Source organism: Aquisalinus flavus (assembly GCF_014640095.1).
Taxonomy (GTDB): Bacteria; Pseudomonadota; Alphaproteobacteria; order Caulobacterales; family Parvularculaceae; genus Aquisalinus; species Aquisalinus flavus.
The window spans coordinates 1,209,155-1,230,337 of record NZ_BMGH01000001.1; the positions used below are offsets into that span (position 1 = coordinate 1,209,155).

At 61.8% G+C, this 21,183-nt stretch carries 22 protein-coding genes; 7 read left to right on the plus strand and 15 right to left on the minus strand.

Features of this window, described 5'->3' with window-relative positions:
• Window positions 1-63 precede the first annotated feature (63 nt).
• The 6 genes from pdhA to rpmF all read right to left on the minus strand — a co-directional run bounded on the left by pdhA (window position 64) and on the right by rpmF (window position 4,656).
• Complete coding sequence (pdhA, locus tag IEV88_RS05540; protein ID WP_188160257.1) at window positions 64-1,062, minus strand: pyruvate dehydrogenase (acetyl-transferring) E1 component subunit alpha; 999 nt, start codon at window positions 1,060-1,062, stop codon at window positions 64-66.
• A 135-nt stretch (window positions 1,063-1,197) separates the two neighbouring features.
• A complete protein-coding gene (locus IEV88_RS05545; protein ID WP_188160258.1) occupies window positions 1,198-1,542 on the minus strand; it encodes an FtsB family cell division protein in 345 nt (114 codons plus the stop codon).
• Between the two features lie 52 nt (window positions 1,543-1,594).
• On the minus strand, window positions 1,595-2,071 hold the full coding sequence (locus IEV88_RS05550; protein WP_188160259.1) for a GNAT family N-acetyltransferase: 477 nt from the start codon (window positions 2,069-2,071) through the stop codon (window positions 1,595-1,597).
• Entirely contained in the window at window positions 2,071-3,348 is a 1,278-nt protein-coding gene (eno, locus tag IEV88_RS05555; RefSeq protein WP_188160260.1) for a phosphopyruvate hydratase, read from the minus strand. The genes IEV88_RS05550 and eno overlap by 1 nt, the downstream gene beginning before the upstream one ends.
• Window positions 3,349-3,496: 148 nt before the next feature.
• Complete coding sequence (locus IEV88_RS05560) at window positions 3,497-4,261, minus strand: hypothetical protein (protein WP_188160261.1); 765 nt, start codon at window positions 4,259-4,261, stop codon at window positions 3,497-3,499.
• Between the two features lie 212 nt (window positions 4,262-4,473).
• Window positions 4,474-4,656, minus strand: coding sequence for a 50S ribosomal protein L32 (gene rpmF, locus IEV88_RS05565; RefSeq protein WP_188160262.1), 183 nt, complete (start codon window positions 4,654-4,656; stop codon window positions 4,474-4,476).
• 222 nt (window positions 4,657-4,878) lie between these two features.
• Between rpmF and IEV88_RS05570 the strand changes: the two genes are divergently transcribed.
• Window positions 4,879-5,349: a hypothetical protein gene (locus IEV88_RS05570; RefSeq protein WP_188160263.1), complete on the plus strand. Its 471-nt coding sequence runs from the start codon at window positions 4,879-4,881 to the stop codon at window positions 5,347-5,349.
• A 3-nt stretch (window positions 5,350-5,352) separates the two neighbouring features.
• Here the strand turns inward: IEV88_RS05570 and IEV88_RS05575 are convergent, their stop codons facing one another.
• The 5 genes from IEV88_RS05575 to tpiA form a co-directional block, all read right to left on the minus strand.
• Window positions 5,353-5,766, minus strand: a complete 414-nt coding sequence (locus tag IEV88_RS05575) for a cupin domain-containing protein (RefSeq protein WP_188160264.1) — start codon at window positions 5,764-5,766, stop codon at window positions 5,353-5,355.
• 3 nt (window positions 5,767-5,769) lie between these two features.
• Entirely contained in the window at window positions 5,770-7,404 is a 1,635-nt protein-coding gene (gene pyrG, locus IEV88_RS05580; RefSeq protein ID WP_188160265.1) for a CTP synthase, read from the minus strand.
• 125 nt (window positions 7,405-7,529) lie between these two features.
• A complete protein-coding gene (secG, locus tag IEV88_RS05585) occupies window positions 7,530-8,033 on the minus strand; it encodes a preprotein translocase subunit SecG (protein ID WP_206711358.1) in 504 nt (167 codons plus the stop codon).
• Between the two features lie 86 nt (window positions 8,034-8,119).
• Window positions 8,120-9,064, minus strand: a complete 945-nt coding sequence (locus IEV88_RS05590) for an alpha/beta fold hydrolase (RefSeq protein WP_188160266.1) — start codon at window positions 9,062-9,064, stop codon at window positions 8,120-8,122.
• 24 nt (window positions 9,065-9,088) lie between these two features.
• Window positions 9,089-9,811, minus strand: coding sequence for a triose-phosphate isomerase (gene tpiA, locus IEV88_RS05595; RefSeq protein ID WP_188160267.1), 723 nt, complete (start codon window positions 9,809-9,811; stop codon window positions 9,089-9,091).
• 145 nt (window positions 9,812-9,956) lie between these two features.
• Here tpiA and IEV88_RS05600 point away from each other — a divergent pair, with 145 nt between their 5' ends.
• The 3 genes from IEV88_RS05600 to IEV88_RS05610 all read left to right on the plus strand — a co-directional run bounded on the left by IEV88_RS05600 (window position 9,957) and on the right by IEV88_RS05610 (window position 14,551).
• Window positions 9,957-11,849 carry a peptidylprolyl isomerase gene (locus IEV88_RS05600; protein ID WP_188160268.1) on the plus strand — a complete coding sequence of 631 codons (1,893 nt, stop codon included), beginning with the start codon at window positions 9,957-9,959 and terminating at the stop codon, window positions 11,847-11,849.
• 3 nt (window positions 11,850-11,852) lie between these two features.
• Complete coding sequence (gene trpE / locus IEV88_RS05605; protein ID WP_188160269.1) at window positions 11,853-13,367, plus strand: anthranilate synthase component I; 1,515 nt, start codon at window positions 11,853-11,855, stop codon at window positions 13,365-13,367.
• A 74-nt stretch (window positions 13,368-13,441) separates the two neighbouring features.
• Window positions 13,442-14,551 carry a histidine kinase dimerization/phosphoacceptor domain -containing protein gene (locus IEV88_RS05610; RefSeq protein ID WP_188160270.1) on the plus strand — a complete coding sequence of 370 codons (1,110 nt, stop codon included), beginning with the start codon at window positions 13,442-13,444 and terminating at the stop codon, window positions 14,549-14,551.
• 99 nt (window positions 14,552-14,650) lie between these two features.
• Here the strand turns inward: IEV88_RS05610 and IEV88_RS05615 are convergent, their stop codons facing one another.
• Window positions 14,651-15,661, minus strand: coding sequence for a divergent polysaccharide deacetylase family protein (locus IEV88_RS05615; RefSeq protein ID WP_188160271.1), 1,011 nt, complete (start codon window positions 15,659-15,661; stop codon window positions 14,651-14,653).
• 140 nt (window positions 15,662-15,801) lie between these two features.
• Here IEV88_RS05615 and IEV88_RS05620 point away from each other — a divergent pair, with 140 nt between their 5' ends.
• The 3 genes from IEV88_RS05620 to trpC are packed head-to-tail and all read left to right on the plus strand — an operon-like array spanning window position 15,802 to window position 18,214.
• The gene (locus IEV88_RS05620; protein ID WP_188160272.1) at window positions 15,802-16,392 is read left to right on the plus strand and encodes an anthranilate synthase component II; all 591 of its coding nucleotides are present in this window, start codon (window positions 15,802-15,804) and stop codon (window positions 16,390-16,392) included.
• Window positions 16,393-16,403: 11 nt separating this feature from the next.
• A complete protein-coding gene (gene trpD, locus IEV88_RS05625) occupies window positions 16,404-17,426 on the plus strand; it encodes an anthranilate phosphoribosyltransferase (RefSeq protein ID WP_188160273.1) in 1,023 nt (340 codons plus the stop codon).
• Window positions 17,423-18,214 (plus strand): indole-3-glycerol phosphate synthase TrpC, encoded by a 792-nt coding sequence (gene trpC / locus IEV88_RS05630; RefSeq protein WP_188160274.1) that lies wholly within the window; start codon window positions 17,423-17,425, stop codon window positions 18,212-18,214. The genes trpD and trpC overlap by 4 nt, the downstream gene beginning before the upstream one ends.
• A 447-nt stretch (window positions 18,215-18,661) precedes the next feature.
• Here the strand turns inward: trpC and IEV88_RS05635 are convergent, their stop codons facing one another.
• From IEV88_RS05635 to IEV88_RS05645, 3 genes are all read right to left on the minus strand, one after another.
• On the minus strand, window positions 18,662-19,462 hold the full coding sequence (locus IEV88_RS05635; RefSeq protein WP_188160275.1) for a sulfotransferase family 2 domain-containing protein: 801 nt from the start codon (window positions 19,460-19,462) through the stop codon (window positions 18,662-18,664).
• A 241-nt stretch (window positions 19,463-19,703) separates the two neighbouring features.
• Entirely contained in the window at window positions 19,704-20,384 is a 681-nt protein-coding gene (locus IEV88_RS05640) for a hypothetical protein (protein ID WP_188160276.1), read from the minus strand.
• Window positions 20,381-21,100, minus strand: coding sequence for a hypothetical protein (locus IEV88_RS05645; RefSeq protein ID WP_188160277.1), 720 nt, complete (start codon window positions 21,098-21,100; stop codon window positions 20,381-20,383). The genes IEV88_RS05640 and IEV88_RS05645 overlap by 4 nt, the downstream gene beginning before the upstream one ends.
• Window positions 21,101-21,183 lie beyond the last annotated feature (83 nt).

Genomic DNA, 21,183 nt, shown 5'->3' on the forward strand with positions numbered 1-21,183 from the left:
ACGGTGAGAGTCTGCCCCACGACGACAGCGCCTCTGTTTAACAGGGAACGCCGTTATCGGCGGCTACGCCAGAATATCCGTGAACAGCTCTTTCGGATCGGGCTCCGGGCTCTCCAGCGAGAAGTCAGCCGCTTCCTTGACCACCTGCTTGATCGCCTTGTCGATCTCTTTCAACTCGTCTTCGGAGGCGTGCTTGCCGCTCATGATATAGTTCTCGCACTTCTTGATCGGGTCGGAATTGGTGCGGATATCGTCGACCTCGTCACGTGTACGGTATTTCGCCGGATCGGACATGGAGTGCCCGCGATAGCGATAGGTCTTCATTTCCAGAATATACGGGCCTTTGCCGGTCCGCGCGTGCTCCATGGCCTCGCGGCCTGCCTCGCGTACGGCCAGAACATCCATGCCGTCGACTTCCGTGCCCGGAATCCCGAACGAGGCGCCGCGGCGATAGAGATGGGTTTCTGCGTGCGAGCGCTTGATCGACGTGCCCATGGCATACTGGTTGTTCTCAATGATGAAGACGACCGGCAGCCTCCATAGCTGCGCCATGTTCATCGCCTCGAAGACCTGGCCCTGGTTGGCGGCGCCATCGCCGAAATAGGTCAGCGATACGCTGTCATTGCCGTTGTAGCGGTTGGCGAAGGCGAGGCCGGTGCCGAGCGGGATCTGTGCGCCGACGATACCATGGCCGCCATAGAATTTCTTCTCCGTGGAGAACATGTGCATGGAGCCGCCCTTGCCCTTGGAATAGCCGCCCTCGCGGCCGGTCAGCTCCGCCATCACGCCCTTCGGGTCCATGCCGCAAGCGAGCATGTGGCCGTGGTCACGATAGCCGGTGATGACCTGGTCGCCCTCTTTCTTGAGCGCTTCCATGCCGACGACAACGGCTTCCTGGCCAATATAGAGGTGGCAGAAGCCGCCAATATGGCCCATGCCGTAAAGCTGGCCGGCCTTCTCCTCGAAGCGGCGGATCAGCAGCATGTCCTTGTAATACTTAAGGAGTTCGTCCTTGGTGGCGTTGTAGTTGCTCTTCGGCGAGCTGGCGTCGGCAGGGGCCATAAAACGGGTCACCTTTTGGTCGGTTGTTCTACTCATGTCGGGATATAGCGCATCTTTCCCCCGGAGCGAAAGGCGTAATCGCTATTTTTGCCAGACTTTTCGTCCCAGGCGATGACCCGAAAAATACTAATTGGATCAGCGGCTTTGCTGCTCCAGCCGCTTGATGAGATGGTCGAATTCGGCTGCCGGCATCACATATTCGCCTTCGGCGGCATAGCCGAGAACACGCCTTGCGCTTTCATCCAGCATGTCATCGTCGAGGGTCTTGACCGACAGCATGTCGGCCTTGCGGGCCAGCCATTCGCGATGCGCCGCAAGCTCGTGCAATTCCTGCTGCTTTTCCGTCAACTCCTCGCGCACCAGCGTATGGGCGCGCACGCCCTCCTCGCCATTCAGGGCGATGAGGAAATTATAGGCGATGCCGATCACGCAGAACGCGGGCAGGAACGCATCAAAAAAGAAGCGGCGGAAACTGAACATGGCACCCCGGGAAAGCCGTCAACTCGACCGCCCATGAATGGGGCAAACAGGGTTACTGAAGCGTTAAGTGCATGACCATATTGCAGCGCTGGACCGAATTGGGCTGCGCTACCTCCTCGAAACCATACCGGCGGTAGAGCTGCACGGCCTCCTTCAGACTTGTGTCTGTCTCCAGCTCTACGGTGCGATAGCCTCGCGCGCGCGCCTCATCGAGAGCGGCGACAAGCAAGGCCCGGCCGAGGCCCTTGCCACGGGCGGACGGTGTGAGGAACATTTTCGTCAGCTCACAGACAGTTTCGGAATTGGCCGATAGTCCGACCGTACCGATAAGCGCATCGCCCTCCAGCAACAGCCACAGACCGCCGCCATCGAAGGCGCTATCGATATGGTCGAGACCGCGATCGGCATGGGCCGGGTCCGGCTCCATGCCATATTCGCGCAGGACCTGCCAGACCAGCGCCTTGACGATGTCGCTGTCGCCGTCGGTTGCCCGGCGGAGCACTAACCCCGCCGGCAGATCGGCCTGCATTACTTCTTCAGGACCGCGCGGCCATTATAGATGGCCACCGGGCCCAGCTCTTCCTCGATGCGCAGAAGCTGGTTGTATTTCGACAGCCGGTCGGACCGCGACAGCGAGCCGGTCTTGATCTGCCCGCAATTGGTCGCGACGGCGAGGTCGGCAATCGTGTTGTCCTCGGTCTCACCGGAGCGGTGCGACATGACGGCGGTGAACCCCGCACGGTGCGCCATGTTCACGGCGTTCAGCGTTTCCGTCAGTGTCCCGATCTGGTTGACCTTGATCAGGATCGAGTTGGCCGAGCCCTTCTCGATGCCGGTCGCCAGACGCTTGGTGTTGGTCACGAACAGATCGTCGCCGACCAGCTGGCACTTGTCGCCGACCAGGTCCGTCAGCGCCTTCCAGCCATCCCAGTCGTCTTCGGCCATGCCATCCTCAATGGAGACGATCGGGTAGTTGCCGACGAGATCGGCGAGATAGTGTGCCATCTGCACGGACGACAGCGACTTGCCCTCGCCCTTCAACTCGTATTTTCCGTCGGCATAGAACTCGGTCGAGGCGGCATCGAGAGCGATGTAGACCTCCTCGCCCGGCTTGTAACCGGCCTTCTCGATCGAGGTCATGATGAAGTCGAGCGCCTCATTGGTCGAGGACAGGTTCGGGGCGAAGCCGCCTTCGTCGCCCACATTGGTACCGTGACCGGCAGCCGACAGCTCTTTCTTCAGCGTATGGAAAATTTCCGCGCCGGCACGTAGCGCGTCGGAGAATGTCTCGACGCCGAGCGGCATGATCATGAATTCCTGGATGTCGATCGGGTTGTCGGCATGCTCGCCGCCATTGATAATGTTCATCATCGGCGCCGGTAGGACGCGAGCCGCCGTGCCGCCGACATAGCGATAAAGCGGCTGGTTGGTCGCTTCGGCACCGGCCTTGGCGACGGCCAGCGAAACGCCAAGGATCGCATTGGCGCCAAGGCGCGACTTGTTCTCAGTTCCGTCCAGCTCGATCAGCGCCTCATCGATCAGCACCTGATCGGTCGCATCGGCACCGACCAGCGCTTCCATGATCTCGCCATTGACGGCATCGACCGCCTTGATCACGCCCTTGCCCATATAACGGCCCTTGTCGCCATCGCGCAGCTCATGGGCTTCGTGGGCGCCGGTGGAGGCGCCCGACGGAACGGCAGCACGGCCCATGGAGCCGTCTTCCAGCACCACATCGACCTCGACGGTAGGATTACCGCGGCTGTCGAGAATTTCCCGGCCAATAATGTCAATGATAGCGGTCATGCTGTCTCTCCTGATGATGGTCGCGCGAAGGGTTCAACGTCAGGCATGTTCTTGACGCGGGTGGTGAAAATACGCAACCACCCGGCATAAAAATAACACCGCTCCTTATCACGGGAGCGGCGTTTCTTGGCTGGAAAGCCGGGTCGGCTCAGTCGTCGTTTTTCGGACGGGTGCCGGGCTTGGTCACTTTTTGCGGTGGCGTACTGCTGCGCGGCTCGGGCGCGGTCGGCGCATCGAAGGTGCGGTTTTGCTGGCTCGGTTGCGGGCGCTGGCGGGCATCGATCTCCGACTGCCGCGCGGCGACGCCGGGCTTGACGACGCGGCCATCATAGAAACGGTCACCGCTGTCATTGCGATCGTCATAATCCGGCTGGTCGGTCCCGCCCTGATCATAGCCGCCATCGCCCCTGCCGTCACCGCGGCCGCGATCGTAACCGTAATACCGGCGATTGTAGTAATCATTATAGCGCGGGTCGTAATAGCCATAATCGCTGTAGCTGTAGAAATAGGGATAGGTCCGGCTGCGATTGGCGTAATAGCCATAGGGCGCGTTGTAAGGCCCGTAGGAATAACCATAGCCCGGACGGTAATAGCCGTAGGCCCCGTAGTAGGGTGTCGGCGTATAGGCATAGCGCTGGTCGTTGTCAGCCTGGATACGGGCGGAGATATCGGCGAAGCACTGGTCTACCTGCGATGTACACGCGCTCTGGCATTCGGTCTTGGACTCGCCTTCCGGGAAATCACTGCAATTGGCGTAACAGATGCCGGCGCGCTGGTCGCAGGCATCGTAATACCGCGCATAGCGGTTCTCATAGAGGCTGGATGTCTCGCAGGCCGATAATCCGACGACCGCGATAATGGCGCCGATCGCGATCCTGAGCGGCGTAGAAAAGTGACTGTTCGGGAAAACCATACCTGCCTGCCTGTGAATATTTTTTTGTGTCCGGCCCGGGCGCATTAACCATAGGTCCGTCGAAAGGGTTAATTCCCTTTTTGGTCAGAAATAAGGATAACCTCTAAAAAGGCGAAAAAAGGGCACAAATACAATCAGCCCGGCCACGATATCGTGACCGGGCTCGATTTGCCAAAGCCGGGAATGGCCGGACGCGGACGCGTCCAGACGACCTATTCGTCCGTCGGCTCGAGGACCTGGCGGCCATTATAAAGGCCGGACTTCAGGTCGATATGGTGGTTACGGCGCAGATTTCCGCTTTTCTTGTCTTCAATGAAAGCCGGCGCTGCCAGCTTGTCGTGCGAACGGCGCATGCCGCGGCGCGACCGGGTAATCTTGCTCTTGGGTACTGCCATGAGTTTCTCTTCAAAATTGTCTCGGCGCCGTGGCGCGATTGAACTGAGCGCGCGTGATTACCGCACCCTTGGCGACAATGCAAGCCCGCATTTGGCGCGCCCGATTTATTACTTCGAACCGGCCTGATGGTTAACGCGAAAGGGTCAAATTGCAGGGTTTCGGTTCAACGGCTTTCAATTCCTGCCTGCTAGCCTGAGCTCAGTATCAGGAGTTGTGTAGTAATGATATTGCGTCGTCCTTTGTCCCTTGGACTGGTCATCGGTTTCGTCAGCGTCTTTTCCTTTTCGGGGCAAGTCAATGCCCAGGAAATGGCAAGCGCCCAGGCACCAGGCGCCCTGCCCGTGGGCAAGGTCGAGCAGATGTGGCCGGCCCTTGACGCCTCACAGCGCTCGATGGTCGACCTGCTGGCCGCCGATTTCTTCCAGAACGATCTGTCCGAAGCCCAGCGCGAGCGCATCTTTGCCGCCCGCGCCGACCAGTATCGCGGGGCTGCCGGCGCCGACCGTGACAGCTATCGCGCAGAACGCCGCCGTGAATGGCAGGCCCGCAAGGGCCCTGCTGCGCCAACCGGGACATCCTATGACCTGCTGACGGATGACCAGAAGGCCCCGTTCCGGCGCTACGCCATCGACCAGCTCGATCTCGGCCTGACGACCGTCTCTCCTGGCGCTGCCGGCCGCAATAGCGTCTAGAATTTAGCGGGCCCTATCCCTTGGCCGGTGGCTCGTCCCCTCACCCGCCGTCACGAACAGCGCCTCTCCCGGCTCGATGACATCGGCGGTGTGCCAGATGCCTTTCGGCACGACGGTAAACTCGCCCTGGCCCAGCGTTACACTGGTCTCCCCGCCCGGCATGTCCAGTATCAGGGTCATCGACCCTGATACTTGCAGGATCCATTCATCCCCCTGTGGATGCATTTCCCAGACGGTCCAGTCCTGTGCGCTGTGAAACATACTGATCAGCCGACCTGGCGGCAAGGCGCCGATCTGTGACTGCCAGAATTCCGGCCCGACCGCGATCGGCAGCACCGATCCGTCATCGCAGAGATGGGCATAGGATTCGCCGAGCCGGTAAGCCTTTATCTCCTGCTTACCGGGGGATTCTTCCATGACCTAGACCAGCCGTGAGCGGATCAGCGCCGCCTCGATAAACGACGCGAACAACGGGTGCGGATCGAACGGCCGTGACTTCAGCTCGGGGTGATACTGCACCCCGATGAACCACGGATGGGTCGTGTTTTCCATGATTTCCGGCAGGCGGCCATCGGCGGACGTACCAGAGAAGACAATGCCATGTTCGGCGAGCGCATCGGCGATCTTGATATCGACCTCATAGCGGTGGCGATGGCGCTCCTGGATCGTGTCTGACCCGTAAATCTCGCGCACCTTGCTGCCAGCCTTCAGATGCGCTTCATAGGCACCGAGGCGCATCGTGCCGCCGAGATCGGAATTCGCGTCTCGTTCCTGCTTAAGGCCATCCTTCTGCCATTCGGTCATCAGCCCGACGATGGAGGGACCCTGCCCCTCGAATTCCGACGACGAGGCACCGGCGATGCCGAGCAGGTTGCGGGCCGCTTCCAGCACCGCCATCTGCATGCCGAAGCAGATGCCGAAATAGGGCACATTGCGCTCCCGCGCGAATTGCGCCGCCATGATCTTGCCGCGTGAGCCGCGCTCGCCAAAGCCGCCCGGCACGAGGATGCCGTGGACATTCTCGAGCCGCGACAGGGCTTCTTCTTCCTTCTCGAAGACGGCGCTGTCGACCCATTCGATGCCGACACGGACATTATTGGCGATGCCGCCATGGGCCAGCGCCTCGATCAGCGATTTATAGGCATCCTTCAGCACGGTATACTTGCCGACGATGGCGATGTTCACCTCGCCGCCTTCCGGCGAGGTCGTCCGGCGCACGATCTCGCGCCACTTGTCGAGCTTTGGCTCCGGCGCGTCCGTGATGCCGAAGGCACTGAGCACTTCGGTATCGAACCCTTCGCCATGATAGGCGAGCGGCACCTCATAGATCGTGCGGCAATCCATCGCCTGCACAACCGCGCTCTGGCGCACGTTACAGAACAGCGCCACCTTGCGCTTCTCGCTTTCGGGAATATCGCGGTCGGCGCGGATCAGCAGGATATCCGGTTGGATACCGATCGAGCGCAATTCCTTGACCGAGTGCTGGGTCGGCTTGGTCTTCATTTCCCCGGCAGAGGGGATAAATGGCATCAGCGTCAGGTGAATGTAGACCGCCTGCCCGCGCGGCAATTCGTTTCCGAGCTGACGGATCGCCTCGAAGAAGGGCAGACCCTCGATATCGCCGACCGTGCCGCCGATCTCGCATAATACGAAGTCAGCCCCGCCATGGTCCGACAGCACGAATTCCTTGATCGCGTCGGTGACATGCGGAATGACCTGGACCGTCGCGCCGAGATAGTCGCCGCGGCGCTCCTTTTCGAGGATCGAGGAATAGATCTGCCCGGTCGTGACATTGTCGTTCTTCGACGCGGAAACACCGGTGAAGCGCTCATAATGACCGAGATCGAGATCGGTCTCCGCCCCGTCATCGGTGACGAACACTTCGCCATGCTGGTACGGGCTCATCGTGCCCGGATCGACATTGAGATAGGGGTCGAGCTTCCTGAGCCGGACCTTGTAACCACGTGCCTGCAACAGCGCGCCGAGCGCCGCCGCTGCAACACCTTTGCCGAGGGAGGAAACCACGCCGCCCGTAATGAAAATATACCGCGTCATGGAAGTCCCTCTTACGACTGTTTACGCACAGGTCAAAGGGGCATTCTCACCTGTGGACAAAAAACTTTGCCGCGCCGTTGGCGGGCGGCGCGGCAGTGTCGTCCGGTAAAAATGCCCGTTGTGATTTATGGCTGTTCGGGTGTCTCGTCGCCGGTCGCGTCGCCTGCTGGCTCATCCGACGCCGGTGCTGTCTCGACGGGAGCAGCGGCCTCCTCCGGCGCGGGCTCTTGCGTGGCAGGCTCTTCCGCCGGCTCGGTGGTGCCGAAGCCTTCCAGAAGGTCGTCGCCGCTGACCTCTCCCGGCGTCAGCTGTCGGCTCGGTGCCGCCGGATCATTGCCGAGTATCTCGTTGAAATCCTGGTTCGGATTCTCCTCCTTGGCAATCACCGCGAGGAACAGGCATATTCCCATATAGGCCGCCGCGAGAAGGCTGGTCGTGCGCGTCAGGGCGCTCGCCGCGCCACGGCCGGACATGACGCCACCGCCACCGCCGCCCATGCCGAGTGCGCCGCCTTCGGAGCGCTGCATCAGCACGACGCCGACAAGCGCAATCACGATGAAGCAATATATGATGAGGATGATCGTTTCCATGCGGGTAACTTTTCTCGCCATGCCCGCTCGGACGGGCACTCAATTTTTCCGTGAGCGCTGCATATAGACAATGGCACCGGCCATGCCAAGGTCAAAACCTGCAGCAAAAGAGGGCGATAGCGTCGTCAGCGCGTCGCGTCAACGTCGCCGTCGATGGCCGCGAGCAGCTTTTCGACCTCGCCGCTGCAGGAATGGTGGATCGTATGGCCTGTATTGTCGAGGAATTGCAGGCTCGTATCGGCAAGCTTTGCCTTCAGGCCGAAGCAATGGATCGTCGAGAGCACCGTCGTGTCATGGGTGCCAGCGATCATATGCACTGGCTGGCGGATCGACCCGTAGTGCGGCTCCATCTTGGTTATCTCATCATACAGCCCGACGAGGTCCTCGCCGGTCGAGCGGAACGCCATTGGCCGGAAGATCAGTGCCATACCTGCCTGCTCATAATATCCCGCCGGCTGTGCTTGCGGCCAGAACGCCCCTTCGACCGCCTTCCTGCCGGCAAGCCGGCCATACAGCGCCGGCACCGTGTGGCTGAACAGCGGTCCGATGCCCGGCATGGTCGCTGCGTGATTGTGCCAGTCGACCCCGCCCGGCCAGCGATGGCTGACCGGCGCCAGAAGGATCAGCGCCCGTGCTCGATCAGGGAAGGCCAGCGTATGGCGCAAGGCCAGCGCCCCGCCATAGCTGTGGGCGATGATGACCGGTTTCTCGACGCCAAGCTCTGCCAGCAGCGCATCGATGATCCTGGCCTGCCGTCCCATATCGACCGCGCCCACGGGGCGCTCCGAATAGCCATAGCCGGGACGGTCGATCATGATCACCCGGCGCTCCTGCGCCAGCCGGTCACCGAGGGCGAGCTTCATGTCGAGCAGGTTGGAACTGACACCGTGGATCAGCACGACCGGCGCCCCGGGGCCGTCTTGTGGTCCGGCATCGACATAGTGCAGCTTGATGCCGTCGATCACGCGAAAGGAACCAGCTGGCGGCATGGCCCGTTCTGTCTCGCGCACATAGATGCGCGCATGGACCAGCACCACGATAAGCAGAATAATGAGCAGAATCAGCAGCATCCGGCGCGTCCCTGAATACCGGCCTCAGGCCGATTTGATGATCCCGTAGAAGTCGTCGGCTTTCAGGCTTGCCCCGCCGACCAGCGCACCGTTGACATTGGCAATGGACAGGATGCGTCCCGCATTGTCCGGCTTCACCGAGCCGCCGTAGAGGATCGGAATATCCCCGCCGACCCGCTGGCGGATCGCCATGTGGATCTCGGCAATCTCGCCCGGCGTCGGGACCAGCCCGGTGCCGATAGCCCATAAGGGCTCATAGGAGATGATAAAATCGTCAATTTCGTCCGGGATCGAGCCGGCGAGAAACTGCGACACGACCGCCACGGCCTGGCCGGAATCACGCTCTGTGCGCGTCTCGCCGATGCAGATGATCGGGATCAGCCCGACCGACAGCGCGGCTTCGGCCTTGGCCTTCACCTGCTCATTGGTCTCGCCATTGTAGAGGCGGCGCTCCGAATGGCCGAGGATGACATGGGTCGCGCCGGCATCCTTCAGCATCTCCGCGCTGATCTCGCCGGTATAGGCACCCTTCAGCCGGTGGTGGCAGGTCTGACCGCCGACGAAAAATCCCGCATCGCGGCATGGCCCGGCCATCTCCGACAGCAGCGTTGCCGGCGGGCAGATCAGGATATCCGCCTTTGGCTCTCCGCGGCTACACAGCTCGGCCAGCCTGTCGACTTCATCGAGCGCCGATTTCAGCCCGTGCATTTTCCAGTTGCCGACGATCAGCTTGCGAATGTCGTCCATGAGGCCCCCTTGTCCGGTTTTTCAGTTTCACTCGGGCTGGGCGAATAAACGCCGCTGAAAGCCCATAACACTTGCCAATATCGGGCGCGATGGCTTATCGCTGCAAGCCACACCTACAGTCAAGAAATGTGCAGGAGCAGACTTCATGCTTACGACGGTCAGAAATGCGGTTACCGGGTTCGCCGGCCCCTTCCTTATCGTGCTGGTGATTCTGGCCTTTGCCTTTGTTGGCGTGCCGGAACTGCGCAACTTCACCCAGCGTTCCGCCCTCACCGTCGGCGACGAGAAATTCGAAACGACGGATGTGCGCGACGAGTTTACCCGGCAGGTCGATTATTACCGGCGCCAGACGGGCGAGAGCCTGACCAATGACGAAGCCGTCGCTGCGGGCCTGCTCGATGCGACGATCCAGACCCTCACCGCCCGCTCCGTCATCCAGCAGGAAGCCGCGCGTCTGAACCTGACCGCCACCAATGAAATGGTCGGCGACTATCTGCGGTCCGAACCCGCCTTCGAGAACCCGAATTCCGGCGAGTTCGATCAGGAAGTGCTGATCGCCATTCTTCAGAATAACCGGCTGACCCTCGAGCAGTTCCGCGAGGAGATCGCGTTCGAGATCCTGCGCGATCACCTGCTCGGGTCGATCGGTGTCACCACCCCGGCGCCGACGGCATGGCTGGACCTCCAGTTGAAACGCCAGGGCGAAACCCGGCAGGTCAGCTTCGTTTCCCTCACCACGCCGGCAGAGGCGATCACCGCCCCGACCGAGGAAGAGCTGCGCGGCTATTACGAAGCCAATTCGGATGATTACATGGCGCCGGAATATCGCACTTTCAGCGCCGTGATCCTGCGCAACAGCGACTTCGCCCAGGGATTGGAGCGCTCCGAGGATGAGTTGCGCCAGCTTTTCGACTCGCGCAAGGCACTGCTGTCGACGCCGGAAACGCGCACGATCCGTCAACTGACCTATCAAACGGCCGAAGAGGCCCAGGCGGCATTCTCCCGCCTCGCCGGTGGCACACGCTTCGAGCAACTGGCCGAAGAGCAGGGCTTCCCGCTGGAGCGGGTCACCTATGAAGGCGTGCGCAAGGATGATCTCAGCGATCCGACGCTTGCCAACGCGATCTTTTCCGAGACCGATCTGGGCGAACCGATTGGCCCTCTTGATGGCCTGCTTGGTTACACCGTCGCCGAAGTGATGGAAATCACGCCGGGACAGGAAGCCGTGTTTGCCGAAGAGCGCGACGCGCTTGAAGCCGAACTGACGGAGAACGAGACGTCCCGCCGCCTGTTCGAGGCTGTCGAGACGATCGAGCTTGCCCGCGATCAGGGCGCGACCCTTCAGGAAGCTGTCGCTGACCTGCCCAATGTCGATGTCGTCACCTATGGCCCGGTTGATCGCAACCTGTTCACGCCGGACAATGCCACGCTCGAAGACCTGCCGGTCGAGATTCTCAACGAAGCCTTCCTGCTGCAGGAAGGCGACGAGAGCCAGGTGATCGATCTTGCCGACGACACCGGCTATTTCACCGTTTCCGTCGATCAGGTTCGCGCGCCGCAATTGCAGCCCTTCGAGGATGTCCGCGCTGCCGTCCGCTCCGCCTATATGAAGGAGCGCCGCCGCATCCAGACCGAGGCGACACTCGCCAGCCTGCGCAACGCGGTATCCGGCGGCGCTAGCCTGACCGATGCCGCGCAGGCTGCCGGGGCGACCGTGACCGACACCCGCGTCTCCTCCCAAGCCAACCCGCAGAACCTGCCGCAGCCTTTCGTCTCGACGCTGTTCGATGCCGATCTCGGCAATCTCGTCAGCGCCTGGGCCGATGACGAGGTGACCGCCTATGCCGGTATCGTCCGCGATGCGACCTTCCCGGCGATGCCGCAGCAGGAACAGCTGATTGAGCTCTACAAGGAAGCGACCGGCCAGCAAATCGCCGTCGAGCTGCAACAGGCCTATCTCGCCGAACTGCAGAACGAGCTGACCGTCACCCGCAATCCGGCTGAAATGGATCGCCTGTTCAGCTTCGGCACGGAATAGACAGTGTACGCCGTCACGCCGGAATTCAGCGCCTTCGAGGGAGCCTATCGCGATGGCAAGGCGCAAGTCCTGTGCCGCAAGGCGGTCAGCGATCTCGACACGCCAGTCTCTGCTTACCTGAAACTCGTCGGCGGGCGGAAGAATGCCTTCCTGCTTGAATCAGTCGAGGGGGGCGACCAGCTCGGCCGCTATTCGATCATCGGCCTGAAGCCGGACCTGATCTGGCGCGCCGGGGGCGATACCGTCGAGATCAACGACGAGGCCGCGTCTGACCCGTCCGCCTTCAAGCCAGCGAAAGGCCCGGTTCTCGACAGCCTGCGCGCCCTGCTCGACGCCTCCCATATCGACCTGCCGGAAGAAATGGCCGCGAAACTGCCGCCAATGTTTGCCGGCGTGTTCGGCTTTTTCGGCTATGACACGATCCGCCAGATCGAGCGCCTGCCGCAGCCGGAGGATAATGGCATCGGCCTGCCCGATGCGATCTTCATCCGCCCGACCATCCTCGCCGTCTTCGACAATGTGAAGCAGGAAATCACCTTCATCACGCCGGTGCGCCCGCAAGGCGGCATCAATGCCCGCGCCGCCTATTCGCGCGCGTCCGAACGTCTCGCCGATGTCATGGAAGACCTGCGCCGCCCGGTCCCGACAGACAGTCTCCACACGGACGGCTATCCAGCGCCGGACTTCGTCTCCAACACGACAGACGAGCGCTATACGCAGATGGTCGATATCGCCAAGGAGTATATCAATGCCGGCGATATCTTCCAGGTCGTCCTGTCCCAGCGCTATGCCGCCGACTTCACCGCGCCGCCCTTCGAGCTGTACCGCACCCTGCGTCGGCTGAACCCGTCGCCCTTCCTGTTCTTCCTCGATTTTGACGAATGCACGCTGGTGGGCTCCAGCCCGGAAATCCTCGTGCGCGTGCGCGACAATGAAGTCACGATCCGCCCCATCGCCGGCACAAGGCCCCGCGGCGCAACGCAGGATGAGGACCGCGCGCTCGAAGCCGAACTCCTCGCAGACCCCAAGGAATGCGCCGAGCATCTGATGCTGCTTGATCTTGGCCGCAACGATGTCGGCCGCGCCGCAAAGATCGGCAGCGTTCAGGTCACGGACCAGTTCACCGTCGAGCGCTATTCCCATGTCATGCACATCGTCTCCAACGTCACCGGCCAGCTGTCGCCGGACTACGACGCTGTCGATGCCCTGATGGCAGGATTCCCGGCCGGAACCGTCTCCGGCGCGCCGAAGATCCGCGCCATGGAAATCATCACCGAACTGGAAAAAATCTCGCGCGGGCCTTACGCCGGCTGCATCGGCTATTTCTCCGCCAACGGCAATGTCGACACCTGCATCGCGCTCAGGACCGCCGTGATCAAGGACGGCAAGATGTATGTCCAGGCCGGCGCCGGGATCGTCGCAGACTCGATGCCGGAGATGGAAATCCGCGAATGCCGCAACAAGGCCGGCGCGCTGATCCAGGCAGCCAAAGAGGCTTGTGCGCCGAAAGGCCAGTGAGCTAAATTTCTTATGGAGAATCCGGCTCTCGGGGAATTTTTACTCTCGCGACCTTCCGATGGAATGAAACCGACATGAAAGCAGCCTCACATCCCAGGCAGGCCGAAAGGCTCGAGGCCCTGTACAGCTACGATATTCTCGATACGCCGCGCGAAAAAGACTTCGACGACATCGTCAAGCTCGCCTCGGAACTCTGCGGCACCAAATACTCCGTCATCAACCTGATCGATGCAGACAGACAATGGTTCAAGGCGGAGACAGGGTTCGGCATCGACGAAACCCCGCTTGATACCTCGATTTGCTCGCATGTCATCCTCGATCACGAATTCGTCGAAATCCAGGACACGCTCGATGACACGCGCACGGCGGATAACCCTTTATGCAGCGGCGTATCGGGCTTCCGCTTTTATGCCGGAGCGCAATTGAGGACCGAGAACGGGCTGCCCCTGGGCACGCTGTGCATCCTCGACGAGAAGCCGAAGACCCTTACCGAAACCCAGAAGGAGGTCTTGCGCCTTCTCGCGCACCAGATCATGAAGCAGCTCGAACTGCGCCGCACACTGAAATTCCAGACGGTCTTGCAGCAGGAGATCGTTCACCGGATCAGCAATTCGCTCCAGACGATTTCCTCGCTGATCAATCTGCGCAAGCGCCACGGATCGAGCGAAACCCATGCGGCACTGACGGACATTGGTGATCGCATCAGTATCGTTGCGATGCTGAATGAGGAACTATCGAGTTTCAACAATTTGAAGCATATTGACATGCAGCGCTATTTGAGGAGGGTCGTCACCCTGCTCGAAGGCAACGCGCCCGACAACGTCGCCCTGGAACTGAATTGTGACGAGGCGCGCTTCACCTCGTCCCAGGCCGCCGCCGTGGCCATGATCGTCAACGAGTTTGTCACCAACTCGTTGAAATACGCCTTTCCCGCAAACAAGCATGGCCGGATCTGGATTTTTCTCTCGATGCACAAGGACAACAGCGACTCCGCCACGTGCACGCTCACCCTCAGGGACAATGGCATCGGCAATGCCGCCAGCCATGCCGAGACCCAGGCCTCAGGCACCGGCTGGGGCAAACGTATTATCGAAGGCACCGCGGAACAATTGCAGGCAATTTCCGAATGGCTGATCAACAATGACGGCTATCAGCTGACGATCACCTTCCAGCCGGATCGCTAGAGCGTTTCCCGGTCAGGTGACTGGCCGGCTCTCCGTCAGGAGCCGCCACAAGCAAGAAACATAACCCTTGCAAGTAGTTTGACAGAAAGCGGAAACAGATCAGCGCAGCCGCACTATCGCCCTCGCAGGCTCAGCCTCTTCTTTGACAGGCGTCTCCAGCCACTCCACCAGGGCACTCGCCGTGATCACCTCAAAGCCGCGCGCGCCTGCCGTCGCCGCCCAGTCCTGCAACGCCGTCACGGTGGAATCATACGGATGGCCGATGCCGATGGCGTAACCCTTGCTCCGTGCGACGCTTTCAAGCAGGCGCAGCTGCGCGGCGACCGTCTCCTCGGTCACTTCTTCATAATCGGAATCCAGAAACACATCGCGATGGATATAGGCCATGCCTGTCTGCCCGGCCGCCGCCTCCACCGCCGTCGCCCCCGACGTCACGCTGTCGATGAAATAGACGCCGTCCCGCTCGATCCGCTCAAGGACGATTTCCATGCGGAACGGATCGGCGGTCAGGCCGGAGCCCATGTGATTATTGATCCCGCTATAGCCGGAAAACTTGGCAAGGTTCAGCGCCAGCTTGCGGCGCAGTTCGGCCGGGCTGTCGGCCAGGCGCAGCGTGTCCGGCCCGGCGCTTGACGGCCCATCGGCGCCGGCGGGCGCCATGGGCAGGTGCAGCATAACGTCATGGCCGGTCCGCCTGGCAAGGTCGGCATAAAGCTGCGCATCTGCGGCGTAGGGCAGAATCGAGAAGGTCATGGGTTCGGGCAACAGCACCAGCCGGTCGAAGGCCCGCCGGTTCATGCCGATATCGTCGATGATGATGACGATCTTCGGCCTCTCCTCCGCTACCACCGCCGCCGGCACAGCCCGCCGCGTCGCCATCAGCCTCTCGCTGCCGGTATCGAACCAGGCGGCCCGTGCCGCCCCCGGCAGGGCCGGCGCCGCATCCCCGTCCGCGCTCGCCGCCATCTCCCGCGACTCGACCGCCACGCCGCTGCCGATGGCATAGGCGATCGTGCCGCCGACCAGCACGCCCAGCGCCAGCAGCACCGCCATCTGGACGCTGCGCATAACGCGCCGTGAGACGGTCTGTTTTTCGGGGAAGAATTTCATACCCGTTCAGCGGCCTGTTCCCTGGGCACCTTTTGGCAGACCCTTAGTAAAATCATGGACTTGTGTTGCATCGCGTCGCGCCATAGGTAAAGTGGCGAGGCTGGAGACTTCCATGATTCTACCAACATGATTCTGCTCACATGATTCTGCTCATCGATAACTACGACAGTTTTACCTACAATCTGGTCCACCTGGTCGGCGGACTGGATCGCGAAATCGTCGTCCGCCGCAATGATGCGCTCTCGACCGCCGAGGCGCTGGCCATGGGCCCCGAGGCGATCATCCTGTCGCCCGGCCCGTGCAGCCCTTCAGAGGCTGGCATCTGCGTCGAGACCGTCACCGCCGCCGCCGAGCGCGGCGTGCCGCTGATGGGCGTCTGCCTCGGCCACCAGTCGATCGGCCAGGCCTTCGGCGCCACAATCTCCCGCGCGGGCCGCATGATGCACGGCAAGACCTCGACCATCAGCCACAACGCCGATCCGCTGTTCGACGGCATCCCCTCGCCCTTCACCGCGACGCGCTATCACTCGCTGGTCATCCGGCCCGACACCGTGCCGGACACGCTCGAAGTGCTGGCGAGCGCCGATGACGATGGCGAGATCATGGCCGTCCGTGTCCGGAACAAGCCGGTCTATGGCGTCCAGTTCCACCCGGAAAGCATCGCGTCCGAACATGGCCTTGCGCTGTTTCGTAATTTCCTCGCCCTGACCGGCCAGAAACAGGCCGCCTGAGATATACCGTCATGACCGCTACTGCTTTCGCCCCGATCCTGAAAATGGCCGCCGACGGCCATGTCCTCGACGCCGACGACGTCGCCGCCGCCATGGGCATCATGCTGTCGGGCGAGGCCAGCCCGGTGCAGATCGCGACCTTCCTCACCGCCCTGAAAGTGCGCGGCGAGACACCGGAAGAAATCGCCGCCGCCGCAACCGCCATGCGCGCCAAGGCCGACCGCTTCGAAGGCCCTGCGGGCGCGATCGACACGTGTGGCACCGGCGGCGACGGCTCCAACACATATAATATCTCGACCGCCGTCGCCTTCGTCCTCGCCGCCTGCGGCGTGCCCGTCGCCAAGCATGGCAACAAGGCCGTCTCCTCCGCATCCGGCTCGTCCGACGTGCTCACCGCCCTCGGCGTCAACATCATGGCCGAGATGGACACGGTGAAAGCCGCCCTCACAGATATCGGCGTCACCTTCCTGTTCGCCCAGCGCCATCACCCCGCCGTGCGCCATGTCGCACCGGTGCGCGCCGAGATGGGCATGCGCACCCTTTTCAACATGCTCGGCCCGCTGACCAACCCGGCGGGCGCTGACTTCCAGCTGCTCGGCGTCTATGACAGGGCCCTGACCGAGCCGATGGCACAGGTGCTCAAATCCCTCGGCGCAAAATCCGCCTGGGTCGTCCACGGCTCTGACGGGCTTGACGAGCTGACCACTACCGGCCCCAGCCATGTCACCGCGCTGGGCCGCGACGGCTCGATCACGTCCTTCGAGGTCACGCCAGAGGAAGCAGGCCTCGAGACCACCGACCCCGCTGCCCTTGTCGGCGGCACGCCGGAAGAGAACGCCGCCGCCCTGCGCCGCCTGCTCAAGGGCGAGCACAGCGCCTATCGCGACATCGTGCTGCTGAACGCCGCCGCCGGCCTCGTCGTCGCCGGCAAGGCGGTGATGCTATCGGATGGCGTCAGGCATGCGGCAAAGGCGATCGATGACGGCAAGGCCCTTGAAAAGCTGACCGCCCTCGTGCAACGGACCAATTCATGACCACCATTCTCGACCGCATCATCGACTACAAGCGCGACGAAGTCGCCGCAGCAAAGGCGCTGAAACCCCGCGCCCGGATAGAGGAAGAGGCTGCCGCCGCACCGGCGATCCGCCCCTTCGCCCCGGCCCTGGCCCGCGCCGCGCAATCGGGCTTCGGCCTGATCGCGGAGGTGAAGAAGGCAAGCCCGTCAAAAGGCCTGATCCGCGCCGATTTCGACCCGCCCGCGCTCGCGCAAGCATACGAGGCCGGCGGCGCCACCTGCCTCTCCGTCCTCACCGACGGGCCGAGCTTCCAGGGCGCGCCGGACTATCTGCGCGCCGCCCGCGCCGCGACGTCCCTGCCCGCCCTGCGCAAGGATTTCATGATCGACACCTATCAGGTCGCCGAGGCCCGCGCCTGGGGCGCCGACTGCATCCTGCTGATCATGGCGTGCCTGTCGGACGCCCTGGCCGCCGAGCTGGAATACGCCGCCCACACGCTGAACATGGATGTGCTGATCGAGGTCCATGACGAGGAGGAGACCGAACGCGCCCTCGACCTCGCCTCGCCCCTGATCGGCATCAACAACCGCAATCTGAAGACCTTCGAGACGTCATTGTCCGTGTCCGAACGGCTGGCGAAACTGGTGCCCGACGGCAAGATCCTCATCGGCGAAAGCGGCATCACGCAAAACGCCGACCTCCAGCGCCTCGCCAAATCGGACATACGCTGCTTCCTCGTCGGCGAAAGCCTGATGCGGCAGGAGGATGTGACGGCTGCGACGATGGCGTTGTTGGGTGGTGAATGAACCCCTCACCCGAAAGTCCTGACGGACTTTCGACCTCTCCCAAGGGAGAGGTGGGGAAAAACTCCCGACAAAGGTGCAATGCCTCACCTCTCCCTCTGGGAGAGGTCAAAATCAGCTTGCTGATTTTGGGTGAGGGAAACTTGTCCCCGCCGCCCCATCCCGCCGTATAACTTCCCCCAAGCCCGGTGAGGACCGGGTGGAGGCGCCGGCCCTGATGTGTGACCTGCACGGATGATCGGCGTATCAGGTTTCCGCCGGCATTCGGGGGGGTGCGCGTTCAAAGAACGATTGATTCACAGGATCGATCGCTTTCTTCTCACCGCATCGTCTGGCGGAACGGTGTTCCGTGCCTTGACAGTGCAGACGGGAGAACAGCGACCACGGATCGTTTGTTCAATACCGCAGGCCTCGCCTGCCGGTGAGGGGCAACCACCTGAAGACCAAGCCCTACGGAATGATCGCCGGATGGCCGAACAACTTGTCGACAGTGCTCGTCCCCGTCCAGATACTGTCCTTGGCGCGGCTGAACAGCGTTGCCGCCATATCGTATTGATTGGTTTTCAGCGCCATGAACTTGATCGCGGCGGAAATATCAACAGCGTCGGAAGGCTCGATCGGCGTCAGCATCCTGCCGGCTTTCTCATACAAGTCGTATTCCGGCTTCAGCGCGTCCGCGAGCGCTTTTTTAAGCTCGGGTGACAGGGACAGCTCGCGCGGCCGGGACGGGTTTCGCGCCTTCTGCATCGCCCCGCGAAAATCATAACCCGTCTCTTCGTACAGGGCGTCAAGATCCTCGCTCGCCTGCTCCATCCGGATCAGGAAATTGGATTGGCCGAAAAACTCGACCTGCGACAGCTTGCGGTAATTATACATGAAGCCATCGGTCAGATAGAGCTCGACGAACTGATCCAGCGTCAGTTCGCCATATTTCCGTTTCATATTGGTGTCGGGGATATCGGAGATGAAGCTGTAGAACGAGCGCACCCGCTCGGCCGGGTCGCGGATGACACCGAAGACCAGGAAGTTGTCTGGCACCAGAGAGAACTTCCGGAAGAAGGCAGCAAAGATCTGGGTCCATTCCTCATAAGTCATGTGCTTGGTCGGGTTGCCGGTGACCGGGTGAGGCCCGAACTTCCAGCTGGTCGAGGAAATCACCTCGCACCGTTTCGTCAGGAAATCCTGCAGGCTGGTCGACGCCGCCTTGCGATTTCCGAGAAACACGAACTTTTCCGACAAGGACATCAGCATGAACAAACCCCCGAGATAATACTGCCTTGTGAAACAGTTACTTTAGCCGGCCAGCCTTGTAAACATGAGAGCGCGCCAGCCCTCACCGATAGACCGGCGCGCCATGGCGTCCCAGCCATAGCCGAAAAGAAGATCGATCGGGCGATCGGCATGTCAGCGCTCTCATGGAATTTTTACGCCGACCCCACCGAGTGGCGGCGGTTTGCGCGCCCCCGCCTGCCCGCCTTTATGCAAAGCCGTCTCAGGCCGCAGGGTCACCTGGCCGCCGAAGAGACAGCCGCGTCCTGACCGCATAATAAATCGTCCAGATGAGCACCGCGGCGACCGGCGCGGACAGGAAAACCGGATGGCGCAGCATCTCGGGCAGGACGTGATTATTGCCGAAGAAGAAGATGCTGCTGGCCAGAAAGAAGGAAAAGCCCATCCGCCATGCGTGCCGCGTCAATCGTCTTTGCCCGGATGGTGTCTTGGAAACCGCAAACAGGATATCGAAGAAAAACATCAGCAGCGCAATCGCTGCAAGACTATAGAAGGCGGCAGGCGGAAGGTCGTTGAGAACGCCGCCCGGTGCCTCGGCGGCGCGCAGACCACCATAGATCGCGCCCGCGGCGATGGCGCCGGAGAAAATGGCTGAGCCAAAGGTGATAGTGCCGCCGACACGCCTGTTGACCGCGGCAGCGGCCCACCCGGAAACGAACGCGTGAAACGCGATTGCCGACAGAAATACCGTGAACAGGATTTCCCTTGCGATGCTCATCCAGAGCCCGCTGGCGGTCAGCGCCAGCATCGAGCCGAGAAAGATCGCCCCGGCGCCCTTGTGGACCGGCGACCCTTTCCGCACGGCAAAAGCCGTGAACCCGGCGATGAGCGCGGCGCAGCCAACTGCGAAATGGGCGTCTCCGACAAGTGATGCGCCGCTCATTGTGCCTCCCCCGCAACCTTCTCAGGGGCCTTCTCCGGCAATTGCGGCGCGCCCTTCCACCAGGTGCGGACAAGCCAGAACAGCAGAGCCAGCAAGATCAGCAGTTCAGGCATCGCCAGAACACCGGACCTGCGGACCGCCTCGGGAAAGGCGCTGGCGCCCGGACCCGTGAAAGCCGACCCGGCCGCAATGAAAAAGCCCAGACACATGCGCCACAGATGCCGGGCGATCCGGTGCCGGTCGCCAAGCACGCCGCGAAACACGAGGCTGGCATCGCCGATAACCGCGAGGCCGGCCATGGCTGACAGAAAAAAGTAATCCGTTGCGGCAAAGCCAAACAGCATGGCTTCCGGTTGCCCGAGCGCGATCACGCCCGCGATGACCAGCCCGGCGAAATTGGCGAGATTTGCGGCGGCCACGGCCAGCGTCGCCCATCCCGGGCGAGCGGCACGCAGTCGCGCCGACAGCCAGCTGCTCGCGATCAGGGTCGTTCCGAGAATGCCCGCATGAAAGGTGATGTAATATTCCGTGGGGTTTGCCAGACCCAGGATTGCGCCCAGCAGAGACGCCAGGCCCATCGTCACGGCAAAAGCCCGACCGGCGCCAATATGGATCGGCGCGCCCTTGCGCACGGCGAGCGCAATCGCGCCTGCGGCAACGGCAAGGGTGCCGAGGCCAACATGCAAAACGGTCACTGCGTCAGGTATCAGGGTCATCGCTGCGTCCAGATATGAAGAAGCTGCCCCGGTCGAGGCATCCATGAGTGCAACGCTGGCGATGTTTCCGCGTCCTGTCGTCC